Below are 15628 nucleotides of genomic sequence, written 5' to 3' on the forward strand. Positions count from 1 at the left end.
AGGTATGACATTATCAAAAGTGCTCAGATATGCTATTTTACATGTTGGGTCTAGTAGCATGAGCATTACAATATTAGAATACAAAAGTATTGATGATGTACGTGTCATCGATTATGCAGCTCGAGAAGTGACCTTTGGAGAAGAATTATTTCAAACTTCACGTCTTAGCTTTAAAACGATTGAAGAGATTTGTGACATTCTTAAGGGCTATAAACAATTAATGGCTGATTATGGTGTGTCTAGATGCCGTTTATATGGCACTACCGTAATTCGGGAGGCCACTAATAGAAGAGCTATACTGGATCAGATTTTTATACAAACTGGCATGCGTGTTGAAGTGATAGATATGCCTAAAGAGGTATATTTTAAGTACGCTCTTGTATATTACGAAATGATGTACCATCATAAGGCGACAGATGAGGATACAGCTTGTCTCTTTGCAGATGTTACATCTGGAGGGGTTGGTCTAACAGCTTGGAGAGGAGCATCTTTGTTATTCCAACAAAATATGCATAGTGGTTCTCTCCGTGTTATGGAGTCTTTTAACAGAAATCAAAGGGCTTCTATATCGTTTAGCACTGCTATTACAGAATATTTGCATCGTATGATTAGTCCATTGCGAGAAGAATTGCAATTATTTAATATTAAGAATGTCATATTTTCCGGTGATGAAGCACGTTTAATCTTACAATTGATGGGATATAGTGATAGTGAACCTATTACAACAATTAACCCACAGCAATTTAAAGAGCTAGTGGACTCCTTTGATGGTATTACGGCTACCAAATTAATGAATCGGTATAAGATACCGGAATTTAAAGCTAATATTCTTATGCCTACAATGATTTTGTTTGCAGAGATCATTAATGCCATTCAACCAGAGTCTTTAATATTTAGTAGTTATTCTTTTTCACAAGGTATTAGTTGGTTTTACGGTGTAGAATCTGAAAATCATCCGTATATGTATCAGTTACGTGAGCAAAATGCTGACTTAGCACGTGCTATAGCGGCTCGTTATCACACGGATTCTATACATGATAGGGAGGTTGAACGTTTTAGTTTAGCCTTTTGTAATGCATTGCGTCATAAAGGCTTGCCAGAGCGGTGGGGATATTTGTGTCGCATAGCGGCAATTTTGTGTTCTGTTGGTAAATTTGTAAGCCTTAGAAATCATGGTGAGCATGCGTATCATATCGTCATGGGAACCGATATATTTGGACTTTCAGAGGAAGAAAAACAAGTAGTTGCGAATGTAGTTTATTACCACTATAAAGGGACACCTTCAGATGATGATGATTGCTTTAGAGTGCTAACAGAATTACAAAAAATACAGGTTACAAAGCTTGTTGCTATCGTCCGTGTAGCCTGTTCATTAGATGCGGGAAGTAATCAAAAAATAGACGAGATACGATTAGAAGAGAAGGATAAAGAATTAATTGTTCACGTACGGACAAAGGAAAATATTTCTCTTGAATGGTGGACGTTTAATCGAGATTCTATCTATTTTAGCGAAATATTTGGTATGGAAATTTCCTTGACCATAGGGGGTGTATAAGTTGTTTACAAGTCCAAAGTACTATTTTAACCGTGAATTATCCTGGTTAAAGTTTAACCAACGGGTTGTATTAGAAGCGATGGATACGAGCAATCCCTTAATGGAGCGTTTACGCTTTATCGCTATTGCCAGTTCTAATTTAGACGAATTTTTTATGATACGCGTAGCGGGATTACGTCATCAAGCTATGAATGGTATTGTTAAATATGATGCTGCTCATATGGATGCCAAGGCACAGCTCAAAGCTATCGATGAATCTGTACAACGTTTAGTTTCGTTACAATATACATATTTACATCGCGTTTTAGCAGATTTAAAGGAAAAAGGGTTTAGTTTTTTTCATCCTGAAGAGTTAGATGTAAAGACAAAGGCCTGGTTACGTCATTATTTTGAGGAACAAATCTATCCTGTGGTCACTCCATTGGCCGTTGACTCAGGACATCCATTTCCTTTTTTGGCAAATAATACGATTAATGCTATTGTTCGCATCTTTCAAGTTCAACCAGATGGCACAAAGGATTATAAGATTGCAATTTTGCCAATACCGTCAGTATTAGATCGAATTATCGAGGTACCATCCTCCTCAAATAAGGTACATCGATTTGTGTATTTAGAGGATGTTATAAGTTATTATGCGATTCAATTCTTCCAAGGTTATGGTATTGAAGAGTCTATGATTTTCCGATTGACTCGTGATGCAGATTTGGAAATCGATGAAGAAGACGCAAAGGATTTATTGACAGAGGTAGAAGCTTCTTTACGGCGTAGACGCCGTGGTGATGCGGTTCGCTTAGAGGTTGTTGGAGCTGGTTCTCCTGAATTGTTGCGTACCGTATTGGCAAGTGTAGAGCTTGAAGAAAAAGATGTATACCATATAGATGGTCATTTAGATTGTCGTATGTATTTCGATTTTTCAAATTACCCTGGGTATGATAATCTGCGCTATAAACCATTTGAGCCTAAAATACCAAGCGATTTAATTGGATTCGAAGGAGAAAATTTACTCGATGTGATTCGTAATAGAGATATATTTGTACATCATCCTTTTGAATCCTTTAGTGTGGTTGAACAATTTGTAGCACAAGCTGCGGTAGATTCAAATGTCTTGGCTATAAAACAAACCTTGTATCGCGTTAGTGGAGAGTCACCCATTATTGCGTCTCTTATAAAAGCAGCGGATAATGGTAAGCAAGTTACTGTTTTGATGGAAGTAAAGGCCCGTTTTGATGAAGAGCATAATATTACTATGGCTCGTAGATTAGAAAAGGCGGGTTGTCATGTTATTTATGGGTTAAAGGGGTTAAAAACCCATTCTAAGATTACAATGGTAGTTCGCCGTGAAGAAGATGGTATACGCCGTTATGTGCATTTGGCAACAGGGAATTACAATGGTAAAACGGCTCGTATATATACGGATTGTGGCATTTTTACATGCAATGATGAATATGGTGATGATGCATCTCGCTTCTTCAATCTAATTTCAGGTTATTCGGACCCACCAATTTGGAATAAGTTTATTGTAGCACCATTAAATTTGAGAGAGAGAATTATGGATCTTATAGATGAAGAGATTCAATGTGCTAAACGTGGTGAAGATGCATATATTATTGCAAAGATGAATTCATTACTGGATAAAAAAGTCATTGCCAAATTATATGAGGCCTCTGCTAATGGAGTGCGTATTGATTTGATTGTACGGGGGATTTGTACTCTTAGACCTGGTATTGCAGGTGTTAGTGATAATATTACGGTACGTTCCATAGTAGGACGTTTCTTAGAGCATCATAGATTATTCTATTTTCGAAATGGAGGCAATGAAAAGATCTTTCTATCTAGTGCCGACTGGATGCCTCGCAATTTAAATGAGCGGGTTGAATTGATGATTCCCATTGAGGACAAACGTCATAAGGCACGAATTAAAGGTATTCTAGATTTGTATTTAGCGGATACATTAAAAGCACATCTCATGAGAGCCGATGGTTCTTATTATAAAGTTTCTAATATTGAGGGGCCGTTATCTGCACAAGAAGAATTAATGGAGGCTGCTAATACACAAGATAATAGGGATCAAATGACGGTTATAGAGCGATTTAAACCGATGTTTAAAATGAAAGAATGATGAAGTTCTAAAAGGGCATTATATTGATGTATAAATATAGATTGTAAATCCCCAATCTACGTATATTTCAGCCGTTTTATTTTTTGTAATATGAAATGTAAATGAAAATTTAGAACTTTAATATATTTTGTGGTAACAATAGAAAAACTCATAAATATTCATAGATAGAATAATATATACATCGTATACTATATATTGTAGTGACATCTGATATACCTCTACAATTTTGCTTATGTAGTATGTTATCGAAAAATATAGATGTGTTCTTGTGCAGTGGACAAAATGTAAAAAAACAAAAGATTAAAAATAAGAAAAACCATATATTACAAAGGTTTGTCGGCAATTGTTAACCTTGCGAGTTTGACAGGTTATATCTAACTGTAGTAGAATATGATTGTTACAGGAGGTATTTCGTAATGAGAATTCAAAAGACGCACAAGCGATATATATCGTCTGTGGTTGCTGGATTGATGGTAACTGCAATAACCTTGACTGGTTTTTCTTACAACGATAAAACTGTTACAGTCATGGCTGATGGTGCAGCTCATACTGTTAAAACACATTTAAATTCGAATGAAGGTATCGTGCGTAACGCAGGTATTAAATTAAATCCGAAAGATAAAGTAGTTAGTGATTCTAATTCTGTACAAGAGGGCACAACACTTACAGTAGTAAGAGCGTTCCCAGTATCTGTTACAGTGAATGGAAAAACTAGAACTGTTTATACTACACAAACTACAGCTGAGGACCTAGCGGAAGAATTAGGTTTCAAAGCTCCTAATTATACGACTGCAGCTAGTGGCGCTATTCAAGCTGGTAGTACTGTGAATATTGTACGCGTTACAAGCCGTGCAGTGAATACTGTGGATCAAGAAATCCCAGTTCAAGTGATTCGTCAAAAAGATGACACAATGGCTCAAGGTGAAGAAGAAGTTGTTCAAGTTGGTCAACCGGGCACTGAACGCGTTCAAGTTGAGACATTATATAATAATGGCACAGCTATTAGAACAAATGAATTGTCTAAGTCTGTAATGACAAATATGGTACCTACAATTATTAAAGAAGGTACACGTGAGGTAACGACATCCCGTAATGTATCTGGTCGCGCATCTCGTTCCATCGTTATGGAAGCATCTGCTTACTTAGCAGGTGATGGTGATGGGGCTGGTATCACTGCTACAGGTATTCCTGCAGTACGTGGTGTAGTTGCTGTTGACCCTGATGTTATCCCATTAGGTACTCGCTTATTTATTCCAGGTTATGGTGAGGCCGTAGCAGCTGATACAGGCGGTGCTATTGTGGGGAATCGTATTGACCTTGTTATGGATTCCTATGGCGAAGCCATGGACTTTGGTCGACGTGATGTAACAGTTTACGTACTCGATTAATTCATATTAATAATAAAAGGAGATATCCAAGTGATATCTCCTTTTTGTATAATTACCCTAATGAGAAAAGGACGATAGTTTCCAATGAGGAAATGTATCGTCCTTTTCTTGTATAGATATTAGTCTATATAAGGAATTAGGTATTCATACTTTGTTCCTAATAATTCATTTTTTGGTATAAATTTGAGAGCTGATCCATTGATGCAATACCGTAACGATCCATTAGGGCCATCTTCAAAGACATGACCTAGGTGGGCATTACCAATTCGACTGCGTACTTCAACACGCTGCATACCATGGGAGTCATCTTTGTAATACCGAATAACATCTTTTGCTATGGGTTTTGTAAAACTTGGCCAACCACAGTGTGATTCGAATTTACGCGATGATCCGAATAGTGGTTCACCCGTTGTGATATCTACATAGAGACCAGATTTAAACTCATCAGTCAATTCATGACTAAATGGTGCATCTGTAGCAGCATTTTGAGTCACTTCAAACTCTTGCGGTGATAAAGTTTGCAAGTTTTTTTCGGTCGGTTTGTTATAGGCACTATCGTCTATAAGTGGCTCTTGGGATAGGCCGAGAGGAATATGACAATAACCATTAGGGTTTTTGTCTAAATAATCTTGATGATATTCCTCTGCAGAGTAATAGTTATCAAGTGGTAATACTTCGATGGCGAAGGGCTTGTTTTCAAAGGATTGAGCACGAGCTAATGTAGTCTCGATAATTGCTTTATCAGCACTATCTGTATAGTATATACCTGTCCGATACTGAATTCCTTCATCTCCGCCTTGTTTATTGATACTAAATGGATCGATAGCACGCAAGAAATACTGAATTAAATGATCTAATGATAATATATCGGTATCATAGATTACTTTTAGTGCTTCTACATGGCCACTGTCATGACATACATCTTCATAACTTGGGTTGGTAGTAGGGCCGTTGGCATAGCCCACCTCAGTCGATACTATACCAGGAATTTGGCGAATATAACCTTGTAATCCCCAGAAACAACCACCACCTAAGTATATTGTGCGCTCTATCATTTAATCACCCCATACTTCGTGTGCGATTTCTTTAACTAATGCCAATTTAGCCCATTGTTCTTCTTCGGTTAATTGATTGCCGATTTCGCAGGATGCAAATCCGCATTGAGGGGATAGGCAAAGTCTTTCTAGAGGAATGTATTTTGTAGCTTCCTTAATGCGAGCCTTAATCACCTCTTTATCTTCTAGTTGTGGACGTTTTGTTGTAATGAGGCCTAATACAACCTTTTTATTAGGTGATACTTCACGCAATGGTTCAAAGCCACCGGACCGTTCGTCGTCGAATTCTAAGTAATATGCATCTACGTTTTCTTTGGCAAATAGAATTGGTGCCACTGGTTCATAGCCGCCGCTAGCAGCCCAAGTAGAGTTGTAATTACCGCGGCATACATGTGTTGTAAAAGCTAGATCCTGAGGACGACCTTCAAGGGCCAAGTTATTTACGCGTAAGTATTTTGCTGTTTCTCCTTCGATGGTTACACTTTTATCTTTTTGACGGCCAGTCCAATAGCCATGGTCGCAGCACATACCCCATGTACAATCATCAAATTGAATATTGCGACAACCTGCATCGTATAAATCTTTTATAACTTGACGATAGGCTGCTGCGATGTCTTGGATTAACTCTTCTAAATCAGGGTAGAAGGAACGCGTTACAGTACCATTATCCTCGCGAAATAATTCTGCTAAGAATTGAGATGGGGCAGGGATGGTTTGACGAGCTGTTGTATGTTCATCTTCGAATTGTTTTACGAATTTAAAATGTTCTACGAATGGGTGATTAGTGCCTGTAATTTTACCTGTAAGTGCAAGAGAACCAGGTGCTGTTTCTTGACCGTGGAATTTGTAGCCATGTTCAAGTTCAATTTCTTTTACACCATTGAATCCCCACATGAAATCCAAATGCCAATATGCGCGGCGGAACTCGCCATCTGTAATCACAGGTAGACCTGCTGCTTTTTGTTTTTTGATAAGGTCTGTAATAAGGCGATCTTCGACTGCTGTTAAATCTTCGCGAGTGATTTTGCCGTCTGTGAAAGCTTGACGTGCTTCTTTTAATTCTGCTGGACGTAGGAAAGAACCTACAATATCAAAATGAAATGGTGCTAAATGGTTAGACATAATAAAACCTCCTATAATAAACGGTATAACCGATAATTTCGATAGGTTTATTATAGCTAAGTCTAACTATATTTAAAAATATCTATATGTTAATGTTTGGTATAGATTAGAGTTATGGAGGCAACCATATAGTATGGCATTAGTTATAAAGAAAAAGTACATCCTTCTGTATAGAGGATGTACTGATTTAGTTTGTTATTTTGATTTGTAGAATCGAAAGATTTATTTTTCGGTAGGCAATTGAATATGTTTGCCATAATTGTTTACATATTGCTCTAAGGCATTAATATATCCTTGTCCTAAACGACTGCGCTGCATTTTATTGTTAGTAATGTAGCCGATATGCATGATGCCTTCTTCTGCTAGGGGCACGGAAATGATACTTTCACCATTGAACTCCTTATCGATAACGCCGCTTGATACGGTGTATCCATTGAGGCCGATTAATAGACTAAAGAGGGAGGCCCTATCACGGACGCGTATATGTTTTGGGCGCACAACAGTACTAAAAATTTCTTCGGAAAAATAGAACGAATTATGGTCGCCTTGTTCAAATGATACATAAGGATATGGTTCCAATTCATTCATGGAGACCATTTTTTTAGTAGCTAATGGATGTTGTTTGCCGATAAAAATATGAGGGCTAGCCGTGAATAGCTCTGTAAAGGTTAATTCGTTAGTATGAATCAATTTTTCTAGAACAGGTCGATTAAAATCATTGTAATATAAAAGACCGATTTCGCTTTTCATATGCGCTACGTCATCAATGATTTCATAGGTTTGTGTTTCCCGTAACGAGAAATCATAAGAGTCTACATCGCTTTGATTGATAAGATCGATAAAAGCATTTACTGCAAAGGAGTAATGTTGTGTAGATACGGAAAATTGTTTTTTTCCACCTTTATTACTCTTATATTGTTCTTCTAACAGCGTAGCTTGTTCCAATACTTGGCGTGCATATCCTAAAAAACGCTCGCCCTCCTTAGATACAGTAATGCCCTTATTGGTGCGATCGAAGATGGTAATGCCCATCTCCTTTTCTAATTCTTTTATGGCTTTTGTCAAGCTTGGCTGGGATACGAATAAACGTTTTGCAGCCTCACTAATACTGCCGATATTGGCAATTGTCGTTACATATCGCAATTGTTGTAATGTCACAATTATCTCCTTATTTTTATAGTTTTATATAATATTATACTAAACTATTACACCTATTTAAGCAATGCTATATATGTTACAATAATATAATAGATATAAGGAGGTCCTATGTTAAAAGAGGTTATTGTAGTAGAAGGAAAATCGGATATACAACGTATACATCAAGCTATTGACGCTGATTGTATTGCTACGGAAGGATTTACCTTGCGCAAGGGCGTTATTGAACAGATTCGCGTAGCCTATGAGAAGCGGGGCATTATTATTCTTACCGATCCAGATACGGCTGGCGAACGTATACGTCGCGTATTAACAAAGAAATTTCCTAATGCACAACATGCCTTTGTTCCTCGCGATGAGGCCTATGCAAATGATGATATTGGCATCGAACAAGCTTCGCCAGAGTCTATTATAAAGGCTTTATCTGTACTTCATACAGAATCATTGGTATCTAGCGAGGAATTTACGATGGCAGATCTTGTACGACATGGCCTTTCTGGATTTCCTAATAGTGCTGATAAACGAGCTGCCGTTGGTGCTGCTTTGGGTATAGGATATGGAAATGGCAAACAGTTTTTATATCGACTCAATCATTATGGCATCAGTCGTGATGAATATGAACAAGCCGTTTCAAGATGTTAATATACTTTCAACAAACATAGTATTAAATTCGTAACAAAATTTAGAATAGGAGTATTCATGATTGAATCTATCATTGCGAGTCCAGAAGTAGTTCATTATATCTGTAAACGTTTTGATATTAAAATGAGCAAAAAGTTGGGCCAGAATTTTCTGATTAAGCGTGGCATTGTTGATGAAATTGTAAAAGCTGCGGATTTACAAGAAGGAGAGCCTGTTTTAGAAATTGGTCCTGGTATTGGCACGCTTACACAAGGCTTAGCACAAAGTGGTGCTAATGTAACGGCTATTGAGCTCGATACGCGTTTATTAGAGGTTTTAGATACGACACTAGCTCAATATAGTAACGTGACTATTGTTCATGGGGATGTGTTGAAATTGGATGTACCGTCCATTATGCATCATGAACCGTTCAAGGTTGTTGCTAATTTGCCATATTACATTACAACGCCTATTATTATGTCTCTTTTGGAAAGTAGATTGCCTATAGAGCGCCTTGTTGTAATGGTACAAAAGGAAGTAGCTTTACGGATGGTGGCAAAACCAGGTACGAAGGACTACGGTGCTCTATCGGTGGCTGTTCAGTATTATACTAAGCCCGATATCGTGTTAGATGTTCCGCCAAAATCTTTCTTGCCAGCGCCAGCTGTAACGAGTTCTGTCATTCGCTGTGTATTGCGTGATAAACCTCCTGTGGATGTGGTTGATGAAAAACTATTCTTCCGCGTTGTGAAAGCCGGTTTTGCGCAACGACGCAAAACCTTTGCTAATACGATGAAGACTACAGGTCTATCCAAGGATAGAATCGAAGAGCTATTAGCAAAAGCTAATATTGATGGTCAACGAAGAGGAGAGACATTTACCCTCCAAGAATTTGCCGATGTAGCCAATGCGTGGGCGGCCTTAATTAAATAATATAATTAAAAGGTCCTAAGGATTATCCTTAGGACCTTTTGGAATAAAAAAGGACCCGAATGGGTCCTTTCATTTTAGTATAGAATGCCAGCCATTGTTGTAATAATAAAGGCATTAGCAAAGTCGATTAAGAATGCACCTACCAAGGATACAACGAGCCATGCACGAGGGGATGGGCCGTGTTTACTTGCTAAGGATAACATATTAACCAATGCGTTTGGCGTAGCACCTAAGCCGAAACCGATAGCACCTGCACCGAGCATAACGGAATCGTAGTTGCGACCAAATAGGAAGTAAATAATGTATGCGAATACACAGATAAGCGCCATTTGTGCAACTAAGATTGTAATAAGTGGTAATGCAAGGTCGATTAATTGTACAAGTTTCAAGCTATTGATTGCCATTGTAACGAATAGGGACAATGCTACATTAGATACAGCATCAAGGGCAGCATCGTTAATCTTGTAGGATTTTGTAAAGTCACCAAAGTTACGAATGATGGCTGCACAAATCATAGAGCCAATGTATGCAGGTAATGGAGTTAAGATAGATAAACCTGCACTTACGATGGTACCAATGCCAAGAGCTAGGCCAATCCACATACAAATCGTTAACAAATCTTGAGAGTTGAATTGCTTTCCGCCGCCTTCAACGTGATCTTCGATATAATCGATGTTGTCATCATCCATAGTTTCAGGGTTGTCGTAAGGTGTTTTTACCTTATGCATTTTGATGATGCGTTCTCCTACTGGAGCACCTAAAATCGTACCAGCTACCATACCAAATGTAGCTGCTGCTACGGCTGCAGATGCAGTACCTGGAATACCAAGTAATTGTTCATAGTATGGACCGAAGGCACCTGCCGTACCGAGACCACCAATCATGGATACGGAACCAGCCATGATACCGATAATTGGTTCAATACCCAATGCTTTTGCAATGGCGATACCTGCAGTATTTTGAACTACAATCCACACGGCACAAGCAAGGAAGAAGAAGATAATGAAAATACCGCCCTTTTTTAATACCTTTAAGGACGCCATCAAACCGATGGTAGTAAAGAAGGCAAGCATTAAAAAGGTTTGCAAGGAACCTTCAAATTTAATATCCAAAATATGATAATAAGAAAGAATAGCAGTTAAAAATGCAAATGGTAGAGCCCCTACAGCTGGTGCTGGCATACACATGCGTTGTAAAAACTTGGAATGTTTATTAATCCAAGTACCTATGAATAAGGTAATTACAGCGAGGCCCACAGTTTGAATCATGGACAGGTTTAGTGTCCATACATCGTTGACTAACTTTAGGTCAATCAGTGGCATAAAATCACTCCTTTTAACAAATAAAAATAATTTATTACATTGTATCATGAACAACCAATTAAATACTATAGAATTTATCATGTATACAAAATATGTATAGATTATATATTCTACACTTTCGTTATAAATTCCTCTAATGAGAATAGAAAAATTTTTGATTGTATGAATGTGAGACTAAAATGGCGAAGGCTCGATAGAAAGGGCCATCGCCATTTATATAGTGAACTAAGATTTAATTAAATCTCATTATGTAATTTTGGTGTTGTTAAGAATGTAACATCTGGATTACGTTCTTGTACCCAACCCATTTGCCATTCGTTGGCGATGAGTACAACGGTGCGGTCACGGTTATCCTTTACGATCATCGCATTATCTAGACCTTTTAGTGTAGATGTATCTACGTCTCCGTCAATCCAGCGTGCCACACTGTATGGCAATGTATGATTTAATAAATCGACACCGTATTCATTTTTTAGGCGGTATTCCAATACTTCAAATTGAAGCATACCAACAGCGCCAACTACGAAGGAGTCGAGAGCACCTGATTGTTCAAAGATTTGAACAGCCCCTTCTTGGGCAAGTTGTGTCATGCCTTTTTGGAATTGTTTGCGTTTCATCGTATCTTTTGGAGATACACGAGCAAAGAATTCAGGTGGGAAGACAGGAAAGTCGCCAAATGTAATTTTATGCTTTTGTGCACACAGTGTATCACCTACACCCATTGTGCCAGCGTCGAAGACCCCGATAATATCACCAGGGTACGCATCTTCTACAATGGTGCGTTCTGTAGCCAAGAATTGTTGTGGTTGTGATAAGCGAATCGTCTTATTTGATTGGCGATGCAATACGGACATGCCTTTTTCGAATTTACCAGAGCAGATACGCATAAATACGATACGGTCATGATGATTAGGGTCCATATTGGCTTGAATTTTAAATACTAATGCCGAGAAGTCTTCGCTTGTAGGTTGTACAACCTCTTCGATTGCTTGACGTGGCGCAGGGGATGGAGCGAGTTCTAAGAATTTTTCTAAGAATGGTTTTACCCCAAAGTTTGTCATGGCGGAGCCGAAGAACATCGGTGTCAATTCGCCGGCGCGCACCTTATCAAAATCGAATGGATCGCCTGCAACGTCTAATAATTCGATATCATCAAGCAATGCTTGATATACATCGTCACCTAATAATTCTTTCATGCGAGGGTCAGTTAATGCACCTTTTTCAGAGGCTAACTTTTCTTGACCATGTGTTTCATCCTTAGCAAAGAGCTCGATCGTTTCATGTTCTCTATCGTATACGCCCTTGTATTCGCCATTGATACCAATAGGCCAGTTCATAGGGCATGTACGGATGCCGAGAACGTTTTCGATTTCTTCCATCAAATCGAATGGACTACGACCAAAATGGTCAATTTTATTTACGAATGTAAAGATTGGAATACCTCGTTCTTTAGAAACGGCAAATAGTTTTTTAGTTTGTGCTTCCACGCCTTTTGCTACGTCGATAAGCATGACTGCGCTATCGGCGGCCATCAATGTACGATAGGTATCTTCGGAAAAGTCCTGGTGACCAGGTGTATCGAGGATGTTTACGCGACATCCATCGTAGTCGAATTGCAATACAGAACTCGTTACAGAGATACCACGTTGTTTTTCAATTTCCATCCAGTCAGATACAGCGTGTTTTGCCGTTTTACGAGATTTAACGGACCCCGCTAAGTGAATGGCGCCACCGTATAAAAGTAATTTTTCTGTTAGTGTCGTTTTACCCGCATCCGGGTGAGATATGATAGCAAACGTACGACGACGTTGTACTTCTTCTAAAAATGTCATAATTCACCTCTGTTGTTTCGCTTGTGAAAGTTTAATTGTATTGTACAATTTTCACATCATTCATATCTTTAAAATTATACATGATTTTGGTAGTTATGACCACTAAATTGTAGTATAATGAGATTTCAAAGAGTGACTACGGGGATTGTCGCCATATGTACGTTAAGGAGGGGACCATGCGGTTATTTATTGCAGAAAAGCCATCTATGGCTCGAGAAATCAGTAAATGTTTGCCGGTAAATAAGAATATACAAAAACGCAATGGTTATTTTATCCAAGGTGATGATGTTGTTACATGGGTTGTAGGGCATGTATTACATCAAGCCGAGCCTGGTGACTATGACGATAAATATATTCGTTGGCGTCCTCAAGACTTACCAATTGTACCTACTGAGTGGAAATTACTCATAACTGATAGCAGTCGTCAACAGTTTGAAACTGTAAAAGAGCTGATTGGAAAAGCTGATATCATCGTCAACGCAGGTGACCCGGATAGAGAAGGTCAGTTGTTAGTCGATGAGGTTTTGTATTTTGTAGGCAATACAAAACCGGTGCAACGGATTTTACTAAATGCTTTGGATGAGAAATCTGTAAAATCGGCATTGGGTGATTTGCGTGATAATCAGGACTTTCACAATCTATATCAATCTGCATTAGCTAGAGCGCGTGCCGATTGGTTGATTGGGATGAATTTATCGAGGGCCTATACATTATCTGAACGGTATAAAGGCAATAAGGTAACATTGCCTATAGGTCGTGTAAAAACACCAACGCTAGCACTCGTGGTGCGTCGTGAGCGAGCATTAGCCGATTTTAAACCGGTTGATTATTTTACCGTTAAAATTTTATACACCCATGAGAATGGTACCTTTTGGGCAACGTGGCAACCTAAGGATGAACAAAAAGGATTAGATTCAGATGGGCGTCTCATTAATAAAGGGGTTGCTGAAAGCTTAGTGCAACAGCTAGCATCAAGCCCTGATGGCATGGTAAAATCTGTTACAAAATCCAAGAAGAAAGATTTACAACGGTTGCCATTATCACTATCATCATTACAAGTGTTGGCAGGGAAGGCATACTCTTATGACCCTCAAACTGTACTTGATACGGCACAGAAATTATACGAGAAAAAATTGACCACTTATCCTCGTTCTGATTGTGAATACTTGCCACCTAATCAATATGGTGATCGCATGGCTATTCTCAGCAATTTAGCGCAATCGGGGGATGAAAAACTTTCACAATGGGCACAAAATGCGGATAGAAATATTAAGAGTCGTGCATGGAATGAAAAAAAGATTACTGCCCATCATGCCATCATTCCAACCACAGTTGCTTGTAATGTAAACAGCCTAACTCAAGCAGAACGTAATATTTACTTTCTCATCAGTCAGGCCTATATTGCTCAATTTTATGGAGAACATGTATATGAGCAAACAAGGATTGTAGTTGGTCAATGCGAGGAAGAATTCGTTGCCAATGGTCGCGTTGTTATTGAAGAAGGCTGGAAGTCCTTATATAAGCGTCAAAAGTCTAAGACTAACGCAGATGGTGAGGAACCGGACTTAACCGATGAACGAGGTGCAGAATCGGGGCCTAAAAAGGATGCTATCGAAGAAGCAGATCATTTGCCGTCGGTTAAAAAGAATGACTCAGTTCAATATACGGATTCAGCTGTAGAGTCAAAACAAACAAAACCGCCATCTCGATTTACGCCTTCTACATTATTACAAGCGATGAAGGAAATTCATAAGTTTGTTAAGAATGAAGAGTTGAAGAAACAATTGAAGGCCGTATCCGGTATCGGAACGGAAGCGACGCGGGCAAATATTATTGATGAATTAATCAGTCGTGGGTTTATGAAGACATCTGGTAAGAAACAGGTGTTATCTCCTACCGATACGGGATATCTTTTGGTAGATGCATTGCCTGATGAATTATTATATCCTGATGAAACAGCCATTTGGGAGGAACGTCTTGCTCTTATGAGTGAGGGTGAGGATACACTGGAGTCATTCCTGAAAGATCAGATTCAATTTTTACAACACTTAATTGATAAACTTGGTTTTGATAAACAGGTAAGTCGTGATCAAATGATGCCAAATGTGGTCCGTACCATTTCAAATCAAAATGCAAGACGGCCTATGGATGCCAATCAAGTAAATCTGAAGGATTTACCCGAGTGTCCATCCTGTAAGAAGGGGCGTTTACAACAGCGGAGTGGTAAGTTTGGCGCCTTTTTAGGTTGTACTAATTATCCGTCTTGTCGATATACTCAACCTGTAGGTGGTGGTCAAAACGAGGGTTCAAATCTGGAGGTTCCGGAAGAGTCAAAGCAATATATATGCCCTCGATGCAAAAAGGGATATTTTGTAAAGCAACAGATGAGAGGACGTACTACATGGGTTTGTAGTAATCGTTCGGCTTGCAAGACGCAGTGCATGGATGTAGAGGGTGTACCGAGTATCTATGCAAATCAAAATAAATAATGACACTAAAAAATGCGTGTAGCTTATGATATGCTAC

11 protein-coding genes are annotated in these 15628 nt (G+C 38.7%); 6 read left to right on the forward strand and 5 right to left on the reverse strand.

Annotation, left to right across the window (positions count from 1 at the left end; genetic code table 11):
- The first annotated feature begins 4 nt into the window (after nucleotides 1-4).
- From HMPREF1477_RS00100 to HMPREF1477_RS00110, 3 genes are all read left to right on the forward strand, one after another.
- Nucleotides 5-1555 (forward strand): Ppx/GppA phosphatase family protein, encoded by a 1551-nt coding sequence (locus tag HMPREF1477_RS00100; protein WP_016475400.1) that lies wholly within the window; start codon nucleotides 5-7, stop codon nucleotides 1553-1555.
- 1 nt (nucleotide 1556) lies between these two features.
- The gene (gene ppk1 / locus HMPREF1477_RS00105; RefSeq protein ID WP_016475401.1) at nucleotides 1557-3674 is read left to right on the forward strand and encodes a polyphosphate kinase 1; all 2118 of its coding nucleotides are present in this window, start codon (nucleotides 1557-1559) and stop codon (nucleotides 3672-3674) included.
- A gap of 416 nt (nucleotides 3675-4090) precedes the next feature.
- Nucleotides 4091-5062 carry a 3D domain-containing protein gene (locus tag HMPREF1477_RS00110; protein WP_005378492.1) on the forward strand — a complete coding sequence of 324 codons (972 nt, stop codon included), beginning with the start codon at nucleotides 4091-4093 and terminating at the stop codon, nucleotides 5060-5062.
- A 119-nt stretch (nucleotides 5063-5181) separates the two neighbouring features.
- Here the strand turns inward: HMPREF1477_RS00110 and msrB are convergent, their stop codons facing one another.
- The 3 genes from msrB to HMPREF1477_RS00125 form a co-directional block, all read right to left on the reverse strand.
- Nucleotides 5182-6117, reverse strand: coding sequence for a peptide-methionine (R)-S-oxide reductase MsrB (gene msrB / locus HMPREF1477_RS00115; RefSeq protein ID WP_016475402.1), 936 nt, complete (start codon nucleotides 6115-6117; stop codon nucleotides 5182-5184).
- Complete coding sequence (locus tag HMPREF1477_RS00120; RefSeq protein ID WP_005378487.1) at nucleotides 6118-7239, reverse strand: 5-methyltetrahydropteroyltriglutamate--homocysteine S-methyltransferase; 1122 nt, start codon at nucleotides 7237-7239, stop codon at nucleotides 6118-6120. It lies immediately after the preceding gene.
- 222 nt (nucleotides 7240-7461) lie between these two features.
- Nucleotides 7462-8397 (reverse strand): LysR family transcriptional regulator, encoded by a 936-nt coding sequence (locus HMPREF1477_RS00125; protein WP_005380952.1) that lies wholly within the window; start codon nucleotides 8395-8397, stop codon nucleotides 7462-7464.
- 108 nt (nucleotides 8398-8505) lie between these two features.
- Between HMPREF1477_RS00125 and rnmV the strand changes: the two genes are divergently transcribed.
- Nucleotides 8506-9036, forward strand: coding sequence for a ribonuclease M5 (rnmV, locus tag HMPREF1477_RS00130; RefSeq protein WP_005378514.1), 531 nt, complete (start codon nucleotides 8506-8508; stop codon nucleotides 9034-9036).
- 57 nt (nucleotides 9037-9093) lie between these two features.
- Nucleotides 9094-9948: a 16S rRNA (adenine(1518)-N(6)/adenine(1519)-N(6))-dimethyltransferase RsmA gene (gene rsmA / locus HMPREF1477_RS00135; protein ID WP_009660889.1), complete on the forward strand. Its 855-nt coding sequence runs from the start codon at nucleotides 9094-9096 to the stop codon at nucleotides 9946-9948.
- 74 nt (nucleotides 9949-10022) lie between these two features.
- On the opposite strand, the gene HMPREF1477_RS00140 is transcribed toward rsmA, so the two are convergent.
- Nucleotides 10023-11270 carry a sodium/glutamate symporter gene (locus tag HMPREF1477_RS00140; protein ID WP_005378508.1) on the reverse strand — a complete coding sequence of 416 codons (1248 nt, stop codon included), beginning with the start codon at nucleotides 11268-11270 and terminating at the stop codon, nucleotides 10023-10025.
- Between the two features lie 236 nt (nucleotides 11271-11506).
- Nucleotides 11507-13102, reverse strand: coding sequence for a peptide chain release factor 3 (locus HMPREF1477_RS00145; RefSeq protein ID WP_016475403.1), 1596 nt, complete (start codon nucleotides 13100-13102; stop codon nucleotides 11507-11509).
- Between the two features lie 176 nt (nucleotides 13103-13278).
- Between HMPREF1477_RS00145 and HMPREF1477_RS00150 the strand changes: the two genes are divergently transcribed.
- On the forward strand, nucleotides 13279-15591 hold the full coding sequence (locus HMPREF1477_RS00150; RefSeq protein ID WP_016475404.1) for a DNA topoisomerase 3: 2313 nt from the start codon (nucleotides 13279-13281) through the stop codon (nucleotides 15589-15591).
- The last annotated feature ends 37 nt before the right edge of the window (nucleotides 15592-15628 follow it).

Source organism: Veillonella sp. HPA0037, from assembly GCF_000411535.1.
Taxonomy (GTDB): Bacteria; Bacillota; Negativicutes; order Veillonellales; family Veillonellaceae; genus Veillonella; species Veillonella atypica.